Source organism: Thioalkalivibrio sp. ALE17, from assembly GCF_000425605.1.
GTDB lineage: Bacteria > Pseudomonadota > Gammaproteobacteria > Ectothiorhodospirales > Ectothiorhodospiraceae > Thioalkalivibrio.
Genome location: NZ_AUDT01000001.1, coordinates 211,303 through 234,516, shown reverse-complemented (window position 1 = coordinate 234,516; position 23,214 = coordinate 211,303). Strand labels below are relative to the sequence as shown.

The 23,214-nt window shown below is 67.6% G+C and carries 20 protein-coding genes; 15 read left to right on the top strand and 5 right to left on the bottom strand.

What is annotated here, in order from left to right; translation table 11 throughout:
* Positions 1 to 13 precede the first annotated feature (13 nt).
* The gene (locus H609_RS13610) at positions 14 to 190 is read right to left on the bottom strand and encodes a PLDc N-terminal domain-containing protein (protein ID WP_018878923.1); all 177 of its coding nucleotides are present in this window, start codon (positions 188 to 190) and stop codon (positions 14 to 16) included.
* Positions 191 to 388: 198 nt separating this feature from the next.
* Here H609_RS13610 and H609_RS0101050 point away from each other — a divergent pair, with 198 nt between their 5' ends.
* The 4 genes from H609_RS0101050 (at position 389) to H609_RS0101035 (ending at position 4,186) form a co-directional block, all read left to right on the top strand.
* On the top strand, positions 389 to 838 hold the full coding sequence (locus H609_RS0101050) for a YaiI/YqxD family protein (RefSeq protein WP_018866806.1): 450 nt from the start codon (positions 389 to 391) through the stop codon (positions 836 to 838).
* Between the two features lie 391 nt (positions 839 to 1,229).
* On the top strand, positions 1,230 to 1,574 hold the full coding sequence (locus H609_RS0101045; RefSeq protein ID WP_018878348.1) for a hypothetical protein: 345 nt from the start codon (positions 1,230 to 1,232) through the stop codon (positions 1,572 to 1,574).
* Positions 1,575 to 1,618: 44 nt separating this feature from the next.
* The gene (locus H609_RS0101040; RefSeq protein ID WP_018875713.1) at positions 1,619 to 1,945 is read left to right on the top strand and encodes a non-heme iron oxygenase ferredoxin subunit; all 327 of its coding nucleotides are present in this window, start codon (positions 1,619 to 1,621) and stop codon (positions 1,943 to 1,945) included.
* Positions 1,946 to 2,215: 270 nt separating this feature from the next.
* Positions 2,216 to 4,186, top strand: a complete 1,971-nt coding sequence (locus tag H609_RS0101035) for a DUF1631 family protein (RefSeq protein ID WP_028484092.1) — start codon at positions 2,216 to 2,218, stop codon at positions 4,184 to 4,186.
* A 304-nt stretch (positions 4,187 to 4,490) separates the two neighbouring features.
* Here H609_RS0101035 and cysZ read toward each other — a convergent pair whose 3' ends face one another.
* The 4 genes from cysZ to queF form a co-directional block, all read right to left on the bottom strand.
* Positions 4,491 to 5,231, bottom strand: coding sequence for a sulfate transporter CysZ (gene cysZ, locus H609_RS0101030; protein ID WP_028484091.1), 741 nt, complete (start codon positions 5,229 to 5,231; stop codon positions 4,491 to 4,493).
* 7 nt (positions 5,232 to 5,238) lie between these two features.
* Positions 5,239 to 5,448: a DUF3185 family protein gene (locus H609_RS0101025; protein ID WP_028484090.1), complete on the bottom strand. Its 210-nt coding sequence runs from the start codon at positions 5,446 to 5,448 to the stop codon at positions 5,239 to 5,241.
* A gap of 257 nt (positions 5,449 to 5,705) precedes the next feature.
* A complete protein-coding gene (locus H609_RS0101020; RefSeq protein ID WP_028484089.1) occupies positions 5,706 to 7,001 on the bottom strand; it encodes an FGGY-family carbohydrate kinase in 1,296 nt (431 codons plus the stop codon).
* Between the two features lie 11 nt (positions 7,002 to 7,012).
* The gene (gene queF, locus H609_RS0101015) at positions 7,013 to 7,435 is read right to left on the bottom strand and encodes a preQ(1) synthase (RefSeq protein ID WP_018880488.1); all 423 of its coding nucleotides are present in this window, start codon (positions 7,433 to 7,435) and stop codon (positions 7,013 to 7,015) included.
* Between the two features lie 223 nt (positions 7,436 to 7,658).
* On the opposite strand from queF, the gene smc reads away from it, so the two are divergent.
* From smc to H609_RS0100955, 11 genes are all read left to right on the top strand, one after another.
* On the top strand, positions 7,659 to 11,153 hold the full coding sequence (smc, locus tag H609_RS0101010) for a chromosome segregation protein SMC (RefSeq protein ID WP_028484088.1): 3,495 nt from the start codon (positions 7,659 to 7,661) through the stop codon (positions 11,151 to 11,153).
* A 129-nt stretch (positions 11,154 to 11,282) separates the two neighbouring features.
* Complete coding sequence (locus H609_RS0101005) at positions 11,283 to 12,497, top strand: cell division protein ZipA C-terminal FtsZ-binding domain-containing protein (protein WP_028484087.1); 1,215 nt, start codon at positions 11,283 to 11,285, stop codon at positions 12,495 to 12,497.
* Positions 12,494 to 14,578, top strand: coding sequence for an NAD-dependent DNA ligase LigA (ligA, locus tag H609_RS13265; protein WP_038035975.1), 2,085 nt, complete (start codon positions 12,494 to 12,496; stop codon positions 14,576 to 14,578). Before H609_RS0101005 ends, ligA begins: the two co-directional genes overlap by 4 nt.
* A gap of 270 nt (positions 14,579 to 14,848) precedes the next feature.
* Positions 14,849 to 15,235 carry a nucleotidyltransferase family protein gene (locus tag H609_RS0100990; RefSeq protein WP_028484086.1) on the top strand — a complete coding sequence of 129 codons (387 nt, stop codon included), beginning with the start codon at positions 14,849 to 14,851 and terminating at the stop codon, positions 15,233 to 15,235.
* A gap of 535 nt (positions 15,236 to 15,770) precedes the next feature.
* The gene (locus H609_RS13590; protein ID WP_231369946.1) at positions 15,771 to 15,905 is read left to right on the top strand and encodes a DUF86 domain-containing protein; all 135 of its coding nucleotides are present in this window, start codon (positions 15,771 to 15,773) and stop codon (positions 15,903 to 15,905) included.
* Between the two features lie 152 nt (positions 15,906 to 16,057).
* On the top strand, positions 16,058 to 16,513 hold the full coding sequence (locus tag H609_RS0100980) for a transposase (protein ID WP_028484085.1): 456 nt from the start codon (positions 16,058 to 16,060) through the stop codon (positions 16,511 to 16,513).
* A gap of 392 nt (positions 16,514 to 16,905) precedes the next feature.
* Positions 16,906 to 18,807 (top strand): nucleoside-diphosphate sugar epimerase/dehydratase, encoded by a 1,902-nt coding sequence (locus H609_RS0100975; RefSeq protein ID WP_028484084.1) that lies wholly within the window; start codon positions 16,906 to 16,908, stop codon positions 18,805 to 18,807.
* A 233-nt stretch (positions 18,808 to 19,040) separates the two neighbouring features.
* Positions 19,041 to 20,207, top strand: a complete 1,167-nt coding sequence (locus H609_RS0100970) for a nucleotide sugar dehydrogenase (protein WP_028484083.1) — start codon at positions 19,041 to 19,043, stop codon at positions 20,205 to 20,207.
* Between the two features lie 443 nt (positions 20,208 to 20,650).
* Positions 20,651 to 21,646 carry an IS481 family transposase gene (locus H609_RS0100965; protein ID WP_028484082.1) on the top strand — a complete coding sequence of 332 codons (996 nt, stop codon included), beginning with the start codon at positions 20,651 to 20,653 and terminating at the stop codon, positions 21,644 to 21,646.
* The gene (locus H609_RS0100960) at positions 21,643 to 22,518 is read left to right on the top strand and encodes a Wzz/FepE/Etk N-terminal domain-containing protein (protein WP_028484081.1); all 876 of its coding nucleotides are present in this window, start codon (positions 21,643 to 21,645) and stop codon (positions 22,516 to 22,518) included. The genes H609_RS0100965 and H609_RS0100960 overlap by 4 nt, the downstream gene beginning before the upstream one ends.
* A 232-nt stretch (positions 22,519 to 22,750) precedes the next feature.
* A complete protein-coding gene (locus H609_RS0100955) occupies positions 22,751 to 23,089 on the top strand; it encodes a MarR family EPS-associated transcriptional regulator (RefSeq protein ID WP_018866789.1) in 339 nt (112 codons plus the stop codon).
* Positions 23,090 to 23,214 lie beyond the last annotated feature (125 nt).

Sequence of the window (23,214 nt, the reverse complement as noted above, 5' to 3'; positions counted from 1 at the left end):
GCGCGACGGGCGCCTATCGGGGGCCCAGCAGCAGCCAGGCGATCAGCCCCAGAAGCGGCAGGAACAGCAGGATCAGGATCCACAGCAACTTGACGACCGGGCCGGCGGGGCTTTGCGCGGTGCGCACGATCGCCCAGATGACGATCAGCAGCCAGACGAGGCCCAGAATGCCGGTAACTTCGATGCCCATGGGATGCTCCTTGCGGGTTGGATGCGTGGCCCGACCGGAACGCACGCCCTGTTTGAAGGCAGGAGCAGGTCTCTCCTGTTCGGGTCCCTGATAACACGGGCTTGTGCGGGTGCCAACTCGGGCGGCGAAAAATGTGCCGGGCGCCGCGAACCGATACCCTGTGCCGCAACCGTCATTGAACGCCCCGGAAGGAGGCCCATGAAGATCTGGGTGGATGCGGACGCCTGTCCCGCTGTGATCAAGGAAATCCTGTTTCGCGCGGCGAAGCGGACCGGGACACCGATGACCCTGGTGGCCAACCAGCCGATGCGTACGCCGCCGTCCAAGCTGATCGACTCCATCCAGGTGGGTGCCGGGTTCGACGTGGCCGACAACGAGATTGTCCGGCGCCTCGCGGCGGGCGACCTGGTGATCACCGCCGACATCCCGCTGGCCGCGGAGGTGATCGAGAAGGGCGGCCAGGCGCTCAATCCACGCGGCGAGCTCTATACCCGCGACAACATCCGCGAGCGCCTCAGCATGCGCGATTTCATGGACACCCTGCGCGGGAGCGGCGTGGATACCGGCGGTCCCGCGGCCCTGGGCCCGCGCGACCGCCAGGCCTTCGGCAACGCCCTGGACCGCTGGCTCGCCCAGCACGCCCGCTAACGCCCGGCGCGCCGCAGGGCCTAAACCCGCAGTTGCCGGATCAGTCTGAGGGTCTCCTCCGCCAGTTCCACCCAGTCTTCCCTTGGAGCGAGGTGTCGCCGTTCGTTCGGGTCCAGTGCCCCCGTGGCCTTCGGGCCGGCGCTCGACCGAGGCCGGGTCATTCGCGAGGGCGAGCGGGAGCGGTTCTGATGTGCCGAATTCATGCGTTTGAGCGTCCCTGTCGGGTGCGTGTGCGGGTCGTCATTCCCGGGTAACGGCAGCGAACCGTCTCGCTTGAGCCTGTGATTCGCGGGTGAATCGGCACGACGAATGCCCCTTTCGTTAGGCTGTATGGAGAAGGATGCGGCATGCGCCGTGAGCGGAACCGGGAGAAACGATCGTGTGGAAGGGGATGAAGGCCCTGATTCTGGGGTTGGTAGCGTCAGCCTTGTTGGTAGCCTGCGGTGGCGAGCGCGTGGCGCCGGTAACGCTGGAGCAACTGGCGGCGTCGGCTCCGGCGTTCGACGGCGAGCTGGTGGAAACCGAGGGAGTGGTGAACCGCTTCGACGATCCCGAGCATTACTGGCTCGAGGACGACGCCATCAACCGGGTGGCGGTCACCCCCGGTTCGGCGGTCCGCGACCACCTGGGCGAGAACCTGCGCGTAGTCGGGCGCTTTTCCTATCACCCGGAAGAAGGGCGGCGGATCGAGATTGACCCGGCCGCCACTGCGGCCCTGCGTGCATCCGCCCGTTGAACGAATCTGCTGCCTGAACCCCGGGTTTTGCCAAGGGAGACGCAATGACACATTGGATTGATGTAGCCCCGGTCGGGACGATCGAGGATGGAGACCATCGCCTGGTGGAGACGGCGGATACCGAGGTCGCCATCTTCAACCTCGGCGGCGAGTATTTCGCGGTGGAGAATCTCTGTACCCACGAGGATGTACCCATCGCCGACGGCGAGATCGACCCCGACGACTGCATTACCTGTCCGATGCACGATGCCCAGTTCTGTCTGCGCACCGGCGAGGTCATGGAGCCGCCGGCGGAAGAGCCGCTGACCCGGTTCCCCGTGCGCATCGAAGGCGACATGGTCCAGGTGGGCGCGCAGCCACTGGACGACTGAATCGGGCTAGGGAGAAGCTGATTTAATCGCGCGCAAAAGCGACTCGATCGCGAGCGTGTACCTTGATCAGTGTTTCCCTAGGATCGAGCCGGAAGCTGCCCCGGATGCTCTGCTTTTGCCGCGCCTGTACACTAATGGGTGCCTCACGTTGAACTTACGGGGGCAATCGCGCGGCTAGACGAGGGCACCCAAGCAATGGCAGGCACGGAGCAGACAGGCCGGGAAGGCCCGGGGGCCGATCCAGCGAAGCTATGGTCGGGACTGGCTGGATTGTCGGATGCGCAGCGCCAGCAACTGGCGCGTGGCATCGTTCCACGAGTGGCTGACCACCTCGACCGTTGTCTGGAGGCGATCGCCCGGGACTGGACCGCCGGCGGCAAGGACTCCGAAAGCAGCGAGTGGGCCAACGAGCTTCAGGGCTATCAGTTCGTGCTGCGCCGCCAGTTCGAGGAGGCCCTGGAACGGGACTTCCTGGCCACGACCTATCCCCCGAAGTACGAATTCTCCGGTTCCAGCTACGCGGGCGACAACTCCGGGTTGCAGATCCTGGACGACTACCAGTCCACCCGCCGCTCCCTGCGGCACAAACTGGAAGGACTGGTCCGCGAGCACAATCGCTATTCCTGGTTTGTCTTCCTGCAGGCGGCGCGCGAGGAGGATCGCTTCGAGCACCCCGGCTGGGCGCCGTGGTCGCCGCTGAACTGGTACGAGCGCCTGATCGAGACCGCCGAGGCCCAGTTCGGCCGTACCGACATGACCCTGGACCTGATGCGCGGGTATGTGCGCTGCCTGGGCAGCACCGCCGCGCCGACCCTGGCCTTCGTGGTCGAGACGGTGGAGTCCTGTGGGCTGGTCCGCGAGCCGGTTTCCGAGGAACCGGATGGCGATCTGGACCGGCCGGCGGCTCGCGCGAGCTGGGGCGCCGCCAGCGCCGAACCGGCCCCCGACGGCGCGGCGGCGCCCGCGACCGAGGCGGACGAGGCGGCCACTTCGGAAGCCGGCGCTGGCGTGGGCGTGGCGGCCCGCGCGCCGATGCCCGCGGCGGATGCGGCCCCGGAGGCCTGGCAGCAATGGGCGGCGTCCTCCGGCTGGCTGCTGGCCGCCGGCGGGGCGGGTATGGGCCCGGCGGCGGGCGCCGGTGGCTCGGCGGTCGAGGCCCCCCTGGAGGACGTCATCACGGGTGTGCTGGCGGGCGTGTTCGCCGAGGTGTCGCGCCAGCTCGAGTGCCATCCCGAGTTCCGCGCGATCATGCTGAAGCTGCAACCGCTGCTCGCGCGCGTGGTCAGCCGCGATCTCGAATTCTTCCACGACCCCGCCCACCCGCTGCGTGAATGGGTGGGCAGCCTGATTAACACCGGTGTGCGCATCAGCCCCGACAACGGCGCGGAGGACGCCGCGCTGGTCAAAGGCTACCTCGACGCGATGCGCCAGAGCGTCGAACGCCTGGAAAAGGAGGTCGATGTCCTTGATCGAGCCGGCGCACAGACCCTGCGCGAGGAATGGGATACGGCCCTGGCGGAGCAGGACGCGCACTGGCAGGCGCAGGCGGACGCACTTGCCGAGCCGATGTGCCAGAAGGAACGCGCCGCCCGCGCCCGACGCACCCTGACCGTATGCGTGCTGGAGACCGGTGCCGAGCTGCCGGAGCGCGCCGCCGAGCAGATCGCCGAGGCCTGGGAAGACCTCCTGGCCGTGGACGAGGCGGCCGTGCAGGTCCTGGACGCCGAGGTCCAGGAGGTGGTGCGGGCAATCTGCAACGGGGTTACCCCGCAGGAGGTCAATCCGCTGGTGCAGAAGATCGTCGCCACTGCCCGCGAGCATGGCGCCGACGAGGCGCGCATCAAGGCGGTGGTGCAGCACCTCGGGCAGGCGCACCTGCAGCGCATCCGTGCCGCGGCCGACGAGCCGCGCTTCGACCCGCAGGCCCGCATCCAGGCGCGTCGCGCCACGCGCCTGGAGGACGACGACCCGGATCTGCTGACCGATCTCGACGACCCCTGCGTCTTCGATGCCAGCCGGATGCGCACCGGCGAGTGGTTCGAACTGGTGGACAAGGCCAGCGGGCAGCTGCACCGCATGGGCCTCGTGTGGCGCGGCGAGGCCACGCGCGGCTATCTCTTCCTGTCGCTCGACCAAGGCGCCAGCCGCCGCCATTCCCTGCAGGGCGTCGCGCAGGAGCTGCGCGAGGGCCGCATGCGCCCGCTGCCGACCGACAACCCGCTGGATGCGCTACTGGGCTGATTCGGATCCCGCCTCTCACGAGGTCAAGGGCGTTTGGCACCACGAAGCGCACGAAGGCACGAAGAAGGGCAAGGGCGATTTACAGGAAGGTTTGAAGGTTGGAAGGGATGATGGGCTGGAGGGCCTGGGGCTCGCAGGGTTTCGGCGAGTCGCCTTGCCCCGGAAGGCTTGCCTCCGAGATGAGTGATGCCGGAAGAATCGATCCGGCCGTTGTTATTCCTTCCAGCGTCCTTCCCTACTTCCTGTAACCCGCTTTTGAATTTCTTTCTCTGTGCCCTCCGTGCGCTCCGTGGTGAGAAATGCTTTAGGCGTTGCCCCGGGGGTCGGGCAGGCGCACGCGCAGGTGGGTCGCGCCGATCACGGCGGCCGGAACCAGCAGCAGGTTGACCACGGGCACCATCGCCAGCAGCGTGGTGCCGGCCCCGAAGCTGAGCGTCTCCAACCGGTGGGCGCGCAACGTCTGGCGGACCGCCGCAAACTCCAGGCCGTCGTTCGCCAGCGGGGCCTCCATGAATTCGACGGCCAGTACCCAGCTACCGAACAGGAACCACGCCAGTCCGGCCAGCAGGTTCAGCCCGGGGACCACCGTGATGATCAGCACCGGGATGAACAGCAGGGCGTAGTACCCGGTCTTGCGCAGCGCGGTGATACTCGCGTGACCCATCTCGCCGAAAAACGAGCGCGCCGGCTGGCGCGGTTCGTGGCCCAGGCCGCGGGCGGTACGGTAGGCCAGCGGGCCGGAGAACGGGCTGGCGATGATCGCGGCCAGGGCCACTGCCGATACCGCAAAGGCCACCAGCAGCGCCAGGGCGAACAGCGGCCATAGCAGCCAGGCCAGCCAGTCCCAGCCACTCGGGAGCCACGTGGCCAGCAGTGCCTCGAAGCCAAATGCGGCCGCCGTCGCCAGGCCGATCACCACCACGATGTTGATGATCAGGGGCCCGATCACCAGGCCCCGCAGGCCCGGCTCGAATACGCGCGAGAGCCCGCGAAAGGGTGCCAGGAACGCGAACAGCGGTGTCAGGCGGAGCGAAGGGGCCGGCACGGTGGATTCAGCGGCGCACTCCGAAGATCGCCAGCACCAGCCCAACGACCGACATCACGCCGCCTGCGATCAGGTACCAGCGCGTCTCTTCCGTGTAGCGCCCCATGAATTCCTGGTGCAGCTCCTCGCCCAGGCTTTCGGTCGCGTTATAGCCCATCACCAGCAAAATGATCCCGCCCACCAGCAGGGCAATCCCGAGAACTCGCGTCCAGTGCATGTCATATCCCTTTGTTGGGGGGTTCTCTCCCGAATGTAGCACCGATCACCACCTTTAGATTGGGCCCTGCCCCCGGACATGCGGTAGGAGCCGCCTTGGCGGCGAAGCCCCTGCCCGCGTCCGGTTCTGGAAAACCGGATATCCGTGTTACGGGAACTGGATCGCCGAACTCATCCCATTCGGGGCCGTCTCTGGCTTTGGCAGGGGCTTCGCCGCCAAGGCGGCTCCTACATGGACGTTCGCGGCAAAGGGGATGGTCAGTCCGCGGGGCCCGGCTCCAGCCCCACGCCGATGCGCGCGAGCCGGGCGGCGCCCCGGGCGGCATCGTCGTCCTCGGCCAGGGTGACCGGGAGCGCCAGAATCCGGCTGCGGATGCGGGTCCATACGGGGTTTCGGGCGCCGCCGCCGAGGGACACCACGCGTTCGACACGCGGGGCGCCCAGCTCGGTCAGGCGCTGGTAGCCGTCGCGTTCGATGCGGGCGATCCCCTCGAACAGGCCTTGCAGGAATCGCGCATCATCGTCGGGCCGGGGGGAAAGGCGAGGTGCCAGCTCGGGGTCGTTAACCGGGAAGCGCTCGCCGGGCCGGGGCAGGGGCCGGTAGTCCAGCCCGCTGTCGCTCTCCGGGTCGATGGTGTCGCTCAGCCGCTCCAGCGCCGCATCGTCGAAGTACTGGCGCAGCACGGCGCCGCCGCTGTTGGAGGCGCCGCCGACCAGCCAGCGCCCCAGCAACCGGTGGCTGTAGATACCCAGTTCCGGGGCGTAGATCGGCTCCGGTGCCAGCTGCTTGAGCACCAGCGTCGAGCCCAGGCTGGTGACCCCGGTGGTGTCATCGGCGACACCGGAGGCGAGAAATCCGGCGATGCTGTCGGTGGTGCCGGCCACCACCCGACAGGCCGGGTTCAGGTGCAGTGCCTCCGCCACCTGCGGGTCCACTGGGCCCAGCACGGTGCCGGCGGGGACCACTTCCGGCAGCAGGGTGGCGTCGGTCCCGAGGGTTTCCTGCAGCCAGTTCGGCCATCCCCCCCACAGGGCGTCGTAGCCCAGTTTCAGGGCGTTGTTTTCGTCCATGTGGTCGAAGCGCCCGCGCAGGCGCCCGGCGATCCAGTCGGCCTGATGCAGGACGCGGCGCACGCCCGAGAGCCCCTCGTGGCGACGCAACCACAGCAGCTTCGCGGCCGAGGAACTGGGGCTGTGCACGGCGGAAGCGGCCGGGGCCACCCCGGCCAGCACGGGCAGCATGTCGGTGGCCCGGGCATCGTTGTACATCAATGCCGGGTGGGTCGGGCGTCCATCGGCGTCCAGGCGCAGCAGGGTCGCCGAGGTCCCGTCCACCGCGATCGCCGCCGGCTGGCCATTCAGATGCGTAGCGGCCTCGCGCAGGAGCTCGCGTACATGGGACCACCAAAGGGCCGGGTTCTGCTCCGCGCGCTGCGCCTCGCCACCGACCGAGGCCGGCAGCGCCCGCTGCGCGGCATGGATCCGCTCGCCCGCCGGGTCCAGCAGCACGAGCCGGATCCCCGAGGTGCCGAGGTCGATGCCGATGGCGTGCATCGCGCGCGAGCTCAGCCGTTCATGTCGAGCGGGCTGCGCGTGGGCGAGGGCAGCTGCACCGGCTCCGGCGGGGTCCAGCCGGGCTTGCGGTGTTCCGACACCACGGTGGTATAGACGCCACCGCGCACGTTGAAGTACGAGGTCAGGCGCATGTAGCGCGGGTCGGTCGCCGCCACCAGATCGGCCAGGATGCGGTTGGTCACGGCCTCGTGGAAGGCCCCCTCATCCCGGTAGGACCACATGTAGTTCTTCAGCGACTTCAGCTCCACGCATTTCTGGTCCGCCACATACTGGATGTGCAGCTCGGCGAAGTCCGGTTGTCCGGTCGCGGGGCACAGGCAGGTGAATTCCGGTACGCGGATATAGATCGCAAAGTCGTTCTCCGGCGCCGGATTGTCGAAGGTCTCCAGGGTCTTGCTCGGCTGGCTGGGCATCTACGTCTCTCGTCGTTGAATGGATGGCCCCTGCGTGTGACAGCCCCCTGTGGGAGCCTGCTCGCAGGCGAAGCCCCCGCCAAAGCCGGACACGTGCAGGGCTTCGCCTGCAAGCAGGCTCCTACAGCGGGACAGGTGCCAGGTGCTCGGGGGCGGGTCACTCTGAGGGTGTAAGCGTGTACCATTCTAACCCCGAGTTCCCTGACCGCGGATAGCGCCGAACGTGCGACTCGCCCGAATCAAGCTGGCCGGCTTCAAGTCGTTCGTGGACCCGACCACCCTCGTCCTGCCCGGTAATCGGGTGGGCGTGGTCGGGCCGAACGGCTGTGGCAAGTCCAACACCATCGACGCCGTGCGCTGGGTGATGGGCGAGTCCTCGGCGAAGCACCTGCGCGGAGACTCCAGCGAGGACGTGATCTTCAACGGCTCCTCCAGCCGCAAGCCGGTGGGGCAGGCCTCCATCGAGCTCGTCTTCGACAACTCCGACGGCCGCCTGGGCGGCGAGTACAGCGGCTATGGCGAGATCGCCGTCAAACGCGCGCTGACCCGCGACGGCCAGTCCAAGTACTTCCTCAACGGCCAGCGTGCGCGCAAGCGCGACGTGGTAGACCTGTTCCTCGGCACGGGCCTGGGGCCGCGCAGCTACGCCATCATCGAGCAGGGCATGATCGCGCGGCTGATCGAGGCGCGGCCGGAGGAGCTGCGCGTGTACCTGGAGGAGGCGGCCGGCATCTCCAAGTACAAGGAGCGCCGGCGCGAGACCGAGAACCGCGTGCGCCACACCCGCGAGAACCTCGAGCGCCTGGACGACGTGCGCGACGAGGTGGCCAAGCAGGCCGAGCGCCTGAACCGCCAGGCCGCCACCGCCGAGCGCTATCAGGCCCTGGCGGCCGAACGCCGGCAAAAGCGCGCCGAGGCCATCCTCCTGCGCCTGCAGGCGCAGGAACGCGAGATGGAGGCCAGCCGCACCCGGCTCAACGATGCCGAGACCGCGCTGGCCCAGGCGCAGGCCGAGGCCCAGAAGGCGCAGACCGGCACCGAACAGGCGCGTCAGGAGCGCCTTGAGCTGGAGGCCGCCACCACCCAGGCGCAGAGTGCCTACTACGATCGCGCCGCCGAGGTCTCGCGGCTGGAGCAGTCCATTCGCCATGCCGAGGACGAACTGGCGCGCGAACAGGCCGAGCTGCGCCAGCTGGACAGCCGCATCGAGGCCGCCGCCGGCGAGCATCAGGCGGTGGAGGCGCGCATCGCTCAGGCCGAGCAGGAGAGCGCGCAACGCCAGCAGGCCACTGCCACCGCCGAGGCCGAGCGCGAGCGTCTGGAGGCGGCCGCGGAAGAGGCCGAGACCGAATACCAGGCCGCGCGCGAGGCCCTCACCGAATGGGAACGCTCGCTGGCGGAGCCGCGCCAGAACGCGCAGCTCGCGCGTTCGCGCATGGACAACGCCGAGCACCTGCTCAAGCGGGTCGCCCAGCGCCGCGAGCGCCTCGAGGCCGAGCGCGCGGCCCTGCCGCAGACCCACCCGGGTACCGAGGCGGACCGCCTGGATACGGAACTGGCCGGCCTGCGCGAGCGGCTGCAGGCCCTGCAGGGCGATCGCGAACAGCAGCAGAACGCGCTGGCCGAACTGGAACAGGCCCAGCGCGAGGAGCAGGACCGCCTGCACGCCACCGAACGCGAGGCGCGCGAGGTCGCCGGGCGTCTGGCGGGGCTGGAGCACTTCGCCGGCGAGGACGACCCGCAGGAGACCCGCGCCCGGCGCGACGCCTGGGCGCGCGAACACGGGCTGGATCTGTCGCGCCCGCTGGTGCGGCAGCTGGAGGTCGCCGAGGGCTGGGATACCGCCGTGGAGATGGTGCTGGGGGCCTGGCTGGAGGCCGCCGTGACCGCCAACGCCGAAGCCGCGCCGGATCTGCCCGACGCCATGCTGCGCCTGGTCGGTGGCGAGGTGCCGCAGGGCGCGCAGGCGCCGGCCGGCAGCCTGGCCGCCCGCGTGCAGGGCTCGCCGGTGGTCACCGCCTGGCTGGCCGCGGTGCACTGCGCGGACGATCTCGCAACCGCCCGCGCCCGGGTGGCGACGCTGGGTCCGGGCGAGAGCGTGATCACCCCGGATGGCACCTGGCTGGGCCCGGGCTGGGTCGCGCATCGCACGCTGGAGGGCGGGGCCAGCGGCGCGGTCGCGCGGGTGCGTCTGGCGCGCGAGCTGCAGGAGCGTCAGGAGGAACTCGCGACCGATGTGAACCGCCTGCAGGCTGCGCTGGAAGAGCGCAACGAGACCATCACAACCACCCGCGCCCGGCGCGAGGCGCTGGACGGGCAGATCCGCGAGCAGCAGGCCCAGATCGACGACCGCGAGCGCCGCGTGCAGCGCCTGCGTGACCAGGCCCGGCAGCTCGAGCAGCAGCAGGAACGCATCGACCGCGAGGCCGGCGAGCTGGACGAGGAGGCCGCGCGTGCCCGCGAGCAGTTCGCGACCGCGGAGGCCGAGCGCAACGAGGCGCTGGCGCGCATCGAGACCCTGGAGGCCGACCGCGCGGCGCTGGAGGCACGCGTCGAGGCGGCCCGCGCCGCACAGGCCGAGGCCCGGGATGCGCTGCGCGCGGCGCGCGACGCGTCGAACCAGGCGCGCATGGCCGAGCAGGAGGCGCGCCACCGCCTGGAGCGCGAACAAAACGAGCGCGAGCGTCTGGAGCGCCAGCGCGAGGACGACGCCCAGCGCCGCGAGCGCCTTGCACAGGGGCTGCACGAGCGACAGGGCCCGCTGGAGCAGTGGCGCACGGATCTGCAGACCGCTGCGGAGCAGCGCCAGGAGGCCGAGGCACGCCTGACCCGGGCGCGCGCCGACCTGGAGGCCTGCGACGCGCGGCTGCGCGAACTGGCCGGTGCCAGCACCGAGCTCGGCAATCGCGTGGAGGCGCAGCGCTCGACCTGCGAGGAGCTGCGCCTGGACCTGCGCGAGCGCTCGGTGCAGATCGAACAACTGAAGACCCAGTTCCAGGAATCCGGCTTTGCCGCCGAGGCCCTTGCGCCCGAGCTACCGGAGGACGCCACCGTCCCGGCCTGGGAGCAGGCGATCGGCGAACTGGACCGCAAGATCGAAAAGCTGGGGCCAATCAACCTCGCGGCCATCGACGAGGCACGCAGCCTGGAGGAACGCTCGCGCTACCTGGAAGAACAGCACGCCGACCTGATCGAGGCACTGGAGACCCTGGAGGCGGCGATGCACCGCATCGACCGCGAGACGCGCGCGCTGTTCAAGCAGACCTTCGACCAGGTGAATGCCGGGTTGGGGCACAAGTTCCAGCGCCTGTTCGGCGGCGGTGAGGCGCGCCTGGAGATGACCGGGGACGACCTGCTGGATACCGGCGTGACCATCATGGCGCGCCCGCCCGGCAAGCGGCTGTCCACCATTCATCTGATGTCCGGAGGTGAGAAGGCGCTCACGGCTTCGGCATTGGTGTTCGCGATTTTCGAGCTGAATCCGGCGCCCTTCTGCATGCTGGACGAGGTGGACGCCCCGCTGGACGAGGCCAACGTCGGTCGGTTCTGTGATCTGCTGCGCGAGATGTCGGAGCAGATCCAGTTCATCTTCATCACGCACAACAAGGCGACCATGGCCATGGCCGAGCAGCTGATTGGCGTTACCATGCACGAGCCGGGCGTGTCGCGCCTGGTCAGCGTCGATATCGACGAGGCCGTGGAGCTGGCGGAGGCCTGAACGAACCGCCCCGTCATTGCGAGCGAAGCGAAGCAATCTCCGGGGGCTTCGCAGCGTGTTCTAGCGGGCTTTGCGCCCTGGTAGCCCACGGCACAAAACAGCAACACAACGAGGTACTGCGTGGATTGGATGCGCATCAGTCTGGTCATACTGGGGATTGTCCTGATCGCGGGGATCTGGCTTGGCCATCGCCTGCGCACGCGCGCGGCAGCGCGCGACGAGGAGGACGATGCCGCGGACTGGGGCGACGAGGCCGTGCATATCCGCGCCAGTGAGCAGCCGGGGCAGAAGCGCTGGTTCGAGCCGGCCGAGCCTGGCAGCGTTTCCGAGCCGGAGGCGGGCTGGGGGGATCCGTTGGATACCGGCAGCGTTCGCACCGGCGGGGCGCGCGAGCCCGCATTCGAGGAACCGCGCATCCCCGGCGCGTCCCGCGAGGATCGCCACGAGCCCCACCTGGGCGTGACCGCCAGCGACGACGAACCCGACCTGGAGCCCGATTACGGACGCCGGGGCGACCGCGCCCAGGATATCTACGGCGTGCTGGACAGCGACGAGGAGCCCACGCCGCCCCCGCCGCACGGTGCCTTCGAGCCGTCGCCGGAGGACCGCCCGTTGCACACCCGGCGCAAGGGCCGCGCGAGCGCGCCGGTGGAGCGTGTGCGGGCGGCGCTCGGCGGCATGGGCGCCCGCCTGCGCGCCGGCATGGAGCGTGTGCGGCCGGAACGGCTCAAGCCCGCACGCGCCGACGACACCCTGGGCGAGCACCTGCACCCGGACCACGAGGTGGACCCGGACCTGATCGAGAAGCCGGCACCGGATATGGAGACCCTGGGCGAGTATGTCTCCGAGCCGCGCGTGGTCGGGCGCAATCCGAAGGCCGAGCGCCGCGCGACCGACGAGAAGATCCTGCTGCTGCACGTGGTGGCCCCGCGCAACAAGCCGTTCACCGGCGTGGCCCTGGGCGCGGCCATGCAGCGCGCCGGCATGACCCCCGGCGAGATGGACATCTACCACTTCCAGGAACCGGAGACGGACAACCGTGTGCCGCTGTTCTCCGCCGCCAATATGGTGCCGCCGGGCACCCTGCGCGAGGAGGACCTGGCGGACATGATGACACCCGGCGTCACGCTGTTCACCCAGGTGCATCGCAGTGCCGAGCCGCAGCGGGCCTTCGAGGCGCTGCTGGAGCATGCCCATGTGCTGGCGCGCGACCTGGGCGGCAGCATCCTGGACGCGCAGCAGTCCACCGCGACCAACCAGACCCTGGCCTACATGCGCGAGGACCTGAACGACTGGTTGCGCCGCCACCGCCCGGACGTGCTGCGCCGGCGCAGCACGCGATGAGCCCGTCGGGTACGCCGGCCGGGCAGAATTCGGCGGCTGCCGCGGCGCGCGTGGACGCGCTGCGCCGGCAGATCGAGCACCACAACTACCGCTACTACGTACTCGACGATCCCGAAGTCTCGGACGCCGAGTTCGACACGCTGATGCGCGAACTCGAGCAGCTCGAGGCGGAGCACCCCGATCTCGTCACCCCCGACTCGCCTACCCAGCGCGTCGGGGCCGCGCCGGCCGAGGGCTTCGCCACGGTGCGGCACCGTCTGCCGATGCTGTCGCTGGCCAATGGCTTCGAGGCGGAAGAGATCCGCGACTTCGACCGCCGCGTGCGCGAACGCCTGGCGAAGCAGACCGGCGATCCGGCACGCAGCGAGGCCGCCGTCACCTATATGGCCGAGCCCAAGCTGGACGGGCTCGCCATCAGCCTGATCTACGAGAATGGGCGTCTGGTCCAGGCCGCCACCCGCGGAGACGGCGAGACCGGCGAGGACGTGACCGCCAACGTGCGCACCGTGCGTCCGATCCCACTGCACCTGGGCGACCGCTTTACCGACGACGCCCCGCAGGTGCTGGAGGTGCGCGGCGAGGTGTTCATGCGCCGCGCCGACTTCGAGCGCCTGAACGCCGGCCTGGAGGCCGACGGCCAGCGCGGATTCATGAACCCGCGCAACGCCGCCGCCGGCAGCCTGCGCCAGCTGGACCCGCAGGTGACCGCGCGCCGGCCGCTCAGCTTTTTCGCCTACTCCGTGGGATTCGTCGAGGGCGGGACCCTGCCGGACACCCAGTCCAGCACGCTGGACTGGCTGCGGGAGCTCGGCTTCCCGGCCTGCCCGGAGCGGGAGGTGCTGGAGGGTGTAGAGGCCTGTCTCGACTACTACGAACGGCTCGCCGCCCGGCGCGCGGGGCTGGACTACGAGATTGACGGCATCGTGTACAAGGTGGATGCCCTGGCCGACCAGCAGGCGCTGGGCTTCGTCTCGCGCGCGCCGCGCTGGGCCATCGCCCACAAGTTCCCGGCGGAGGAACGCACCACCACGCTGCGCAATGTCGAATTCCGCGTGGGGCGCACCGGCGCGCTGACGCCGGTGGCGCGCCTGGAGCCGGTGCTGGTGGGTGGCGTGATGGTCAGCAACGCCACCCTGCACAACATGGACGAGATCGCGCGCAAGGATGTGCGCATCGGCGACCGCGTGATCGTGCGCCGCGCCGGCGACGTGATCCCCGAGGTGGTCGGCCGTGCCGGCGGCGAACGGCCGGCGGATACCCGCGCGATCGAGATGCCGGCAACCTGCCCGGAGTGCGACTCGCACATCGAACGCCCGGAGGGCGAGGCCGTGGCCCGCTGCACCGGCGGGCTGGTCTGCCCCGCACAGCGGCGCGAGGCGCTCAAGCACTTCGTCTCGCGCCGCGCGATGGACATCGAGGGCTTCGGCGAGAAGATCATCGAGCAACTGGCCGACGGCGGCATCGTGCAAAGCCCGGCCGACCTGTTCGCGCTGGACGCCGAGCGCCTGGAGGCGCTGGAGCGGGTAGGGCCCAAACTCGCGGCCAACCTCGTCCACGCCCTGGAACAGGCGCGCGAGACGACGCTTGCGCGCTTCATCTTCGCCCTCGGCATCCGCGAGGTGGGCGAGGTCACCGCCCGCAACCTGGCCACGTACTACGGCAATCTCGACGCACTGATGCAGGCCGATGCCGAGGCTCTGCAGGAGGTCCCGGACGTCGGCCCCATCGTCGCCGAGCACATCGCCAACTTCTTCGCCGAGCCGCACAACCGCGACGTGATCCAGGCCCTGCGCGACGCCGGCGTCCACTGGCCCGATCCGCCCCGGCCACAAGCGGCAGAGTCGGGCGACGCGGCCCCGCTGGCCGGCAACACCTACGTCCTCACCGGCAGCTTCGACACCATGACCCGCGACGAAGCCAAGGCCGCCCTCGAGGCCCGCGGCGCCAAGGTCACCGGCTCCGTCTCCAAAAAGACCACCGCCGTCATCGCCGGCGCCGACCCCGGCTCCAAGGTCACCAAGGCCGAATCCCTCGAAATCCCCATCCTCGGCCCCGACGACCTCGCCCAGCTCCTCGCCTGATCAGCCCACCTGTAGGATTGGGCTGGAGGAAGTAGTCTGGTCGGAGTGGATTTGTGGGGGTTGTTTTGTGGGAGCGGCCTTGGCCGCGAAGCCCCTGCCAAAGTCGGACCCGGGCAGGAGCTTCGCGGCCAAGGCCGCTCCCACGGGATAGATGCCACAGATCTGGTCTGAAAAAACTGCCCCCACAAGGCTCATCACGGCAACGCCGAGGATAAGCGACCGCGCGTTTGCTACTCTGACGATACGACTTAGCCTCGAATCGTGATTCCCATGCTTCAGCCGGAACGGATCAGCCGCATCAATGAACTCGCCGCCCGGCACCAATGGCGACTGGTGATCCTGTTCGGGTCCGTAGCACGGGAAGGGCACGGGCGGGATGTGGATCTGGCCGTCGAACCGCAGGCAATGCCGGACCTGATGACGCAGGGACGGTGGCAACGAGAACTGGAAGCGATCTTCGAACCCGTGCCGGTCGATCTTCTGCTCCTTTCGGATCGTGTGTCGCCCGTCACCCGCTTCGAGGTGTTCCGCGATGGCGAATGCCTGTTCGAGGAGCGTGAAGGGCGATTCCATGCGGAGCAGGACCGTGCGTTTTTCCTGCACGCGGATTCTGTCCTGTTCCAGCGCCACCAGACAGAGGGTTCGGATGTCGCCTGATACCTCCGAGGTGATGCAGCGCAAGTTGTCGATGTTGCGCCAGTTCCTGTCGGACCTTGAGCAATACAGTGCCCTGGAACCCCGCCAGCAGCGTCGCGAACACTACGCCATCGAGCGCCTGCTCCAACTCCTGTGTGAGTCTTCTGCCGACATCGGTCTGCAGCTGTTGCGCCGTGATGGCTATCGCCTCGCCGCGACCCAGGGAAACACTGATCCATGTACACGCTCGCGTTGGCACCCCAGGTTTTCCGAGACCAGGCGCGGTGCGCAGCCGGTAGTGGTTCTACCGGCAAGGGCCGCAACGCAGGATCGGGGAACCTGGGGTGCCAACCCCGAAGGGGCTCGGCCGCTTTTGCGCGGGAACGGCGTTGCGGGTCCCTTGTGCAGAATGACTGCACGGCGGTCACCGCGCCTTGTTCGCACGCAAAAGCGACTGGAGCGCGAGCGTGTACATGGATCAGTGTTTCCCTAACGCGACGTTTTCGAGACCCTTCGCGATCGTCTTGATCTCGAGGAGACACTGGCCGAGCAGTTGATGGACGCCTGCGCGATGCGCAACGTCCTTACACACCTGTACGACACGATCGATCTGGAGCGGGTCATCGACGCGGTCACGCCAGCCCTTCAGGTGTACACCCAGTTCGCTCATTGGGCTGAACAACGCACCTAGCTCGAACGGGCGAGACGGTTTTTTTGGTGGGTGTGCACCGTGGGAGCGGCCTTGGCCGCGAAGCCCCTGCCAAAGTCGGATCCGGGCAGGGGCTTCGCGGGCAAGCCCGCTCCCACAGAACTATGGAGTGGTAACAATCTCGGGAGGCTCGAATGCCACGGAAGGCACGATCCCACCGGCTGCGGCTTGGGCGGGTTAACGAGCACGGAAGGGTTTACCTGGTCACGGCGGTATGTGCCGATCGGTACGGCTGGTTCTCTCGGTTCGAGCATGGGCGCTGTTGCGTCCATGCGCTGAGTGAACTGGAAGGCGAAGCGAGTACGCTTTGCTTCGTGGTGATGCCGGACCATCTGCACTGGTTGATGCAGCTCGAAGCTGGGGATCTCTCCCGCGTTGTGCAGAAGGTGAAGGGTTCCGCGACTCGCCGAATCGGGCAGTTGCGTGGCCGACCTTGCCGGGTTTGGCAGCCGAGTTTCCATGACCGCGCCTTGCGGCGGGAAGAGGACCTGCAGGCCGTCGCGCGTTACGTGGTGGCTAATCCTCTACGGGCTGGGCTGGTGAGTAATCTGGGCCAATATCCGCTGTGGGATGCGATCTGGTTGGAGTGAGGGGCTGAATCGACTTCGGCAGGGGCTTCGCGGGCAAGCCCGCTCCCACAGCGGGACCCTGGGTTCTGTCAACTGTGGGAGCGGCCTTGGCCGCGAAGCCCCTGCCAGAGCAGGAAGATGGTCGCGCGTTGGGGCAGCCCCGAATGGGCCGCCTTGGCAGCGAAGCTCCTGCCCGAGGTTGGTTTCCCAGCGCGGGCGGGGGCTTCGCCTGCAAGCAGGCTCCCATTATGTGGATCACGGAGTCGGGGTGCATTTTTATCAGGGGTTGCTTATGCTCCGCGGGCCGTGACGGATCGCGGTGGCCCTCGGGATGTGCGCTTGATGTACTGTATCCGGGTGGTCTTGGTGGAGATCGGAGCCGGACGGCCAATGCGTAAAGGGTGTTGCAGCTCATGCTGAGCAGGAGCCTGGAAAGGTTGCTCAACCTGCCGCGCTCGCAGAAGCGCTGGCTCATGGTGCTGGCGGATGTCGTGATGCTGCCGCTGGCGCTGTGGTCCGGCTTCGCGATCCGCCTGGCCGAGCCGTTCCCGCCGATCATGCTGGACACCTGGTGGCTGTTCCCGCTGGTGGTCTTGTTGGGTATCCCGCTCTTTGTGAAGCTGGGGCTTTACCGGGCGGTGGTGCGCTTCATGGGGTCGCGCACGATCTGGTCCGTGGGATCCGGTGTGGTGATCCTGGCGCTGGTGTTGTGGGCCGCGGCAACCCTGGCGCAGGTGGAAGGCTTCCCGCGTTCGGTGCCGATCAACTTCGCGATCGTGGCCTTCATCTACGTCGGTGGCAGCCGATTCCTGGTGCGCACCTGGTATCGCTCCATCATCGAGGCGTCGGCGGGTGCCGAGCCGGTGATCGTGTTCGGGGCCGGCGAGGCCGGTGTGCAGTTGCTGTCCGGGCTCAAGGCCGGAGGCCGCTTCCGTGTGGTCGCGTTCGTGGACGAGGACCGCAGCCTGCAGGGCAGCTCGATCGACGGAATTCCGGTTCACAAGCCGGCCCACCTCGCGCGTCTGGTCAATCGCTTCCGGGTCGGCCGCGTGCTGCTGGCGATCCCGTCCGCGACGCGCCAGGAGCGCCGCCGCATCCTCGAGCAGCTGGAACCGCTGCCGGTGTACGTGCAGACCGTGCCGTCGATGGAGGCAGTGGTCTCCGGACACGCGAGCCTCGAGCAGCTGGAGGACGTCGACATCGGCGATCTGCTGGGCCGGGATCCGGTTCCGCCGGACCCGGAGCTGCTCACCCGCAGTGTGCGCGGCCGGGTGGTGATGGTGACCGGGGCGGGTGGCTCCATCGGGTCGGAGCTTTGCCGGCGCATTATCCGCCTCGAGCCGGCCGCGCTGATCCTGTTCGAGCGCAACGAGTTCGCGCTCTACAGCATCGAGCGCGAGATGCAGGAGCTTGCGGCACAGCTGGAGCATTACCCGGCGATCCACGCCGTCCTGGGCTCCGTGGCCAATGCGCGGCGCGTGGCCGCGGTGCTGGAAGAACACGGCGTGCAGACGCTCTATCACGCGGCGGCCTACAAGCACGTGCCGATCGTGGAGTCCAACCTGATCGAGGGCGTGCGCAACAACGTCTTTGGCACCGCCGTTCTGGCGGAAGCCGCGCTGAACGCGGGTGTGGAACGCTTCATCCTGATCTCCACCGACAAGGCCGTGCGTCCCACCAACGTGATGGGAGCCACCAAGCGTCTGGCCGAGATGGTCCTGCAGGATCGGGCCCGCGAGCGGCGCGGCACGATCTTCAGCATGGTGCGTTTCGGCAACGTGCTCGGGTCCTCCGGCTCCGTGGTGCCGCTGTTCCACCAGCAGATCCGTGACGGCGGGCCGGTCACGGTGACCCACCCGGAGATCACGCGCTACTTCATGTCCATCCCCGAGGCGGCCGAGCTGGTCATCCAGGCCGGTGCCATGGCGGAAGGTGGCGAGGTCTATGTGCTGGACATGGGCGAGCCGGTCAGGATCATCGACCTCGCCCGGCGCATGATCCGCCTGCACGGACGCCAGGTGAAGGAAGACGGCATGCCCGAGGACGGGGTAGAGATCGTCTTCACCGGCCTGCGCCCGGGCGAGAAGCTCTACGAGGAGTTGCTGATCGGCGACAACGTCGAGCCCACCGCGCATGCCCGGATCATGCGCGCCCGCGAGGACTGCGTCGCGCCACAGGACCTGCAGGCGGCCCTGAACCAGCTGGACCAGGCCGACCGCAAAATGGATACCGAGCGCGCCTGCCACACCATCCGGGCAGTCGTGCGCGAGTACACCCCGGCCGACCACCCGCCGCAAGAACGGTTCGCGGGGTAAGCAGGCCGTTAGCCTTTCGTGCCCCCGATCGCATCATGGTTCACGCCGCCCCAGTATCCTCGGGCCCTGAATAATCGCGTGCGGTGGTTCAGCCCCCCTGTAGGAGCCTGCTCGCAGGCGAAGCCCCTGCCAAAGCCGGACCCTGGCAGGGGCTTCGCCACCAAGGCGGCTCCTACGGGTTCGGGGCGACCGCAAACGCAGACACAAAGATCCAGACAGAAAGGAAGCAAGGGATGAAAATCGCAGTCGCCGGAACCGGCTATGTCGGGCTTTCCAACGCCGTCCTGCTCGCGCAGCACCACGAGGTGGTCGCGCTGGATGTGGTGCCGGAGAAGGTAGAGCAGATCAACCGCCGGCAGTCCCCGATCATCGATGCCGAGATCCAGGATTTCCTCGAGAACCGCGCGCTGAACCTCAAGGCGACGCTGGACAAGCAGGCGGCCTACGAGGGCGCGGACTTCATCATCATCGCCACGCCCACGGACTACGACCCGCAGACCAACTACTTCAATACCAGCACCGTCGAATCCGTGATCCGCGACGTGCTGACCATTAACCCGCACGCCACGATGGTCATCAAATCCACCGTGCCGGTGGGCTACACGCGCGAGATCCGCGCGCAGATGGAGACCGACAACATCCTGTTCTCGCCGGAGTTCCTGCGCGAGGGCCGGGCACTGTACGACAACCTGCACCCTTCCCGCATCATCGTCGGCGAGCGGTCCGACCGGGCCAAGGCATTCGCCAACCTGCTGGCGGAAGGCGCGGTCGACGACGCTATCCCCATGGTCTTCACCGACTCCACCGAGGCCGAGGCGATCAAGCTGTTCGCCAACACCTACCTGGCCATGCGGGTGGCCTATTTCAACGAACTGGACAGCTACGCCGAGGCCAACGGTCTGGACACCCGCCAGATCATCGATGGCGTTTGTCTGGACCCGCGTATCGGAAGCCACTACAACAACCCGTCGTTCGGCTTTGGCGGCTACTGCCTGCCGAAGGATACCAAGCAGCTCCTGGCGAACTACGACGAGGTGCCCAACAACATCATCAAGGCCATTGTGGACGCCAACCGGACGCGCAAGGACTTCATCGCGGATGCGATCATCAAGCGCCAGCCCAGGGTGGTCGGGGTCTACCGGCTGGTGATGAAGAGCGGCTCCGACAACTTCCGTGCCTCCGCCGTCCAGGGCGTGATGAAGCGCATCAAGGCCAAGGGTATCGAGGTCGTCGTCTACGAGCCGGAGCTGCCCGAAGACGACTTCTACCGCTCCCGCGTCATCCGCGACCTCGACGAGTTCAAGCGCATCAGCGACGTCATCGTCGCCAACCGCATCACCGATGACATCCGCGACCAGACCGACAAAATCTACACCCGCGACCTCTTCAACAGCGACTAACTAGAACCCAGCCAACAACCTGTGGGAGCGAGCTTGCTCGCGAAGCCCCCGCCAAAGCCAGCCCTTGGCACGAAGCTACGCCAGCCCCAACGTGGGCAGGAGCGTTCGCCTGCAAGCGGGCTCCTACCGGGGCTGGCTTGCGGGTAGGGGTGGTGCGTGGTCCAATCGCGGCGCTTGTTGGTTGCAGGCGGTTGTTGTCAGGGTGGCCCTTCCGGCGATACGGGAACGCCTGGCCGCATGAGCCCCCATGCACTGAAGCCTGGGGCGGCCGAATTCCGGGTGGCCCCCTAAGACGCGTAAGCGGCTTGCTACTGGATGATTGACTACACAGGAACGTACTTATTGGGTAACGGATGATTCTATACCGCACGAGAAGGCACCCCTGTTTCGTGCCCGGGAGTGGCTGAGTATCGTGTGCGGCGGGTCCACGCAGGACGGATAGCATGGCGAGTACGATCCATTCGAACGCACGCACCACCCCCCAGATCCGGCGGGAGCTGCAGGAAGCACCGCCGGGCGTGAGCGATCCCGAGCTGGCCCGGCGCTACGGCATTACCCGCATGACCGTGCGCAAGTGGCGCTACCGCAACGAGGTCGAAGACCGCTCGCATTGCCCGCAACGGCTGCATACCACCCTGACACCGGAGCAGGAAGCGATCGTGGTCCAGGTCCGAGAAGTGGCCCTGCTGTCGCTGGATGACCTGCTGATCGTGGCGCGCGAGTTTCTGAACCCGGAGCTGAGCCGTGCGGCTCTGGCGCGTTGCCTGCGCCGGCACGGCGTGGGCGACCTGCGGGCCCTGCAGCGGGAACGGGATGGAGAGCCCGAGGAGCCGGCCCACAAGCCGTTCAAGGACTATGTACCGGGCTTTGTGCATGTGGATGTGAAGTACCTGCCGCAGATGGCGGACCAGGCCTCGCGGGGCTACCTGTTCGTGGCCATCGACCGCGCCAGCCGCTGGGTCTACCTGGATGTGCGACGGACCAAGAGCGCCGAGGCCGCGCGCGGCTTTCTGAAGAAGCTTCTCGAGAAAGCGCCGTTCCAGATCACCCACCTCGTCACCGACAACGGCAAGGAGTTCACGGACCGATTTGCCGCGACCGGCGAGCGCGAGCCGACGGGGCATCACCCCTTCGACCGGCTGTGTGCCGAGCACGGGATCGAGCATCGCCTGATCCGGCCCAAGCGGCCTCAGACCAACGGCATGGTCGAACGCTTCAACGGGCGCATCGCCGATCTGCTGCGCACCCGCCACTTCGACTCCGGCCAGCACCTGGACGAAGCCCTGCGACACTACCAGCGGCTGTACAACCATCACATCGGACAGAAGGCGCTGGGGCATCGGACACCGGTGGAAACCCTCAAGGCCTGGCAGCATGAACGCCCCGATTTGTTTCGAAAACGTGTATACGACCAGACGAGACCTGACACGTACTCATGACGGATTCCGCAGGGCCACAAGCCCGCCCCTACGACGACGAAATCAGCCTTTATGACCTGTACGACGTGGTGATGCGTCGTTTGCTGTTGATCCTGGGTGTGGCTGTACTCACGGTTGTTTTGGGTGCGGTGTACGCATTTATGCAGCCGGTTGAGTACGAATACAGGTCCGGTGTCGATCTTCCGGGGGTCTACTCGGAGTTGGCCAATGAGGCTTCTCCCGGGACCGTTGATGTGGTCTCGAGGGGGAAGGTGATTGAAAGGCTTGAGGATGTATTGATCCCGCAGCAACGCGCAGCGCTCGATCACGGGCAGCAAGGTGCCCCAGCGGTTCGTGTTTCTGCAGAGGGCTCCGAGTACAGCCTGACGCTGACCTCGAAGAGTACGCGCGATCGCGCGAACCAAGTGGCAGACCTGCATCGTCAGGTGGTTGCGGCCTTGAGTGAGTGGCTGGGTGTGCGCTTTGACGAAAGCCTGGCAGCGAGTCTGAGGCCCCATTACAGCCGCATGGAACTACTTGATGAACAGATTGCCATCTTGCAGGACGACCTCGATGAATTGCGTGAGCGTCTTGACGAAAGGGAAGACGTAGCCGGTCTGATTATGGCGCAGCGCGTTAGCGATATCCGGAGGGAGCTTGCCGAGTTGCGCAAACAACGAGTGGATGCACGATCGAAGGCCGAGACGATCCAGGCGATGAGCCGCGAGATGGAAGAAACCTTCGTTGCCAGGGAGTCTGACAGTCCAGTGGGCCCTGGCCGCTCGCTAATCGTCGCGCTGTCTGTGGTGCTTGGGGGAATGCTCGGGCTCTTCGCGGCGTTTTTCTGGGAGTTCGTCAGCAACGCTCGCAGCCGCCGGCCGGAGCCGAACTGATCCGCCGGGTGCGCGGATTCGTCATCCCAGAGCTTGAAGGGTAGGCGCGCGCTCACGGTTTGCGCCCGCGCCTCGTTGCGATGTGACGCCCGGATGTGATCGAATCCGGAAATTGTTCACCCCGTGAACGCCAGGCCCAACCCAAGTGGCGACGGGCCGGGCATGCGAAAGCCCGGTCGCGTCGCGCTGTCTCGTACCGTTCCCACACGCTACCGGCTGGCAGGATGATTCATTGATTGACGAGGATCTTCATCTGGCAGTGCTCCGCTTGCTGGAGCGCGAACCGGACATGAGCCAGCGCCAGCTTGCTCGAGCGCTGGGCCTGTCGGTCGGCAAGACGCACTACGCCCTCAAGGCCGTGCTGGATCGAGGGTGGGTCAAGGCACAGAACTTCCGCCGCTCCGACAACCGCTCGGCCTATCTGTACAAACTCACCCCGAGCGGGCTTCACGAAAAGGCCCGCTTGGCCTACCGCCTGCTCCAGCGCAAGCGCGTCGAACACGAAACCCTGATGGCCGAAATCGAACAACTCCGCGCCGAGCTCCAGGACCATGAAAAATCTCCCCTGTAGGCGCTGAGCCCTCTGAGCGATGGGGTTCTGGTGATGCCCAATCGGCCAGAGGGCTGGCCTCCTACAGAAGGCGAGACGACGACGGATGACGAAATGGAATGGATCACGCCGTGGCGGCCCGCGCG

Coding starts and splice junctions, on each gene's coding strand:
- H609_RS13610 (WP_018878923.1), bottom strand. CDS start 190: ATGGGCATCGAAGTTACCGGCATTCTGGGCCTCGTCTGGCTGCTGATC.
- H609_RS0101050 (WP_018866806.1), top strand. CDS start 389: ATGAAGATCTGGGTGGATGCGGACGCCTGTCCCGCTGTGATCAAGGAA.
- H609_RS0101045 (WP_018878348.1), top strand. CDS start 1,230: ATGAAGGCCCTGATTCTGGGGTTGGTAGCGTCAGCCTTGTTGGTAGCC.
- H609_RS0101040 (WP_018875713.1), top strand. CDS start 1,619: ATGACACATTGGATTGATGTAGCCCCGGTCGGGACGATCGAGGATGGA.
- H609_RS0101025 (WP_028484090.1), bottom strand. CDS start 5,448: ATGCACTGGACGCGAGTTCTCGGGATTGCCCTGCTGGTGGGCGGGATC.
- H609_RS0101020 (WP_028484089.1), bottom strand. CDS start 7,001: ATGCACGCCATCGGCATCGACCTCGGCACCTCGGGGATCCGGCTCGTG.
- queF (WP_018880488.1), bottom strand. CDS start 7,435: ATGCCCAGCCAGCCGAGCAAGACCCTGGAGACCTTCGACAATCCGGCG.
- H609_RS0101005 (WP_028484087.1), top strand. CDS start 11,283: ATGCGCATCAGTCTGGTCATACTGGGGATTGTCCTGATCGCGGGGATC.
- ligA (WP_038035975.1), top strand. CDS start 12,494: ATGAGCCCGTCGGGTACGCCGGCCGGGCAGAATTCGGCGGCTGCCGCG.
- H609_RS0100990 (WP_028484086.1), top strand. CDS start 14,849: ATGCTTCAGCCGGAACGGATCAGCCGCATCAATGAACTCGCCGCCCGG.
- H609_RS13590 (WP_231369946.1), top strand. CDS start 15,771: ATGGACGCCTGCGCGATGCGCAACGTCCTTACACACCTGTACGACACG.
- H609_RS0100980 (WP_028484085.1), top strand. CDS start 16,058: ATGCCACGGAAGGCACGATCCCACCGGCTGCGGCTTGGGCGGGTTAAC.
- H609_RS0100975 (WP_028484084.1), top strand. CDS start 16,906: ATGCTGAGCAGGAGCCTGGAAAGGTTGCTCAACCTGCCGCGCTCGCAG.
- H609_RS0100970 (WP_028484083.1), top strand. CDS start 19,041: ATGAAAATCGCAGTCGCCGGAACCGGCTATGTCGGGCTTTCCAACGCC.
- H609_RS0100965 (WP_028484082.1), top strand. CDS start 20,651: ATGGCGAGTACGATCCATTCGAACGCACGCACCACCCCCCAGATCCGG.
- H609_RS0100960 (WP_028484081.1), top strand. CDS start 21,643: ATGACGGATTCCGCAGGGCCACAAGCCCGCCCCTACGACGACGAAATC.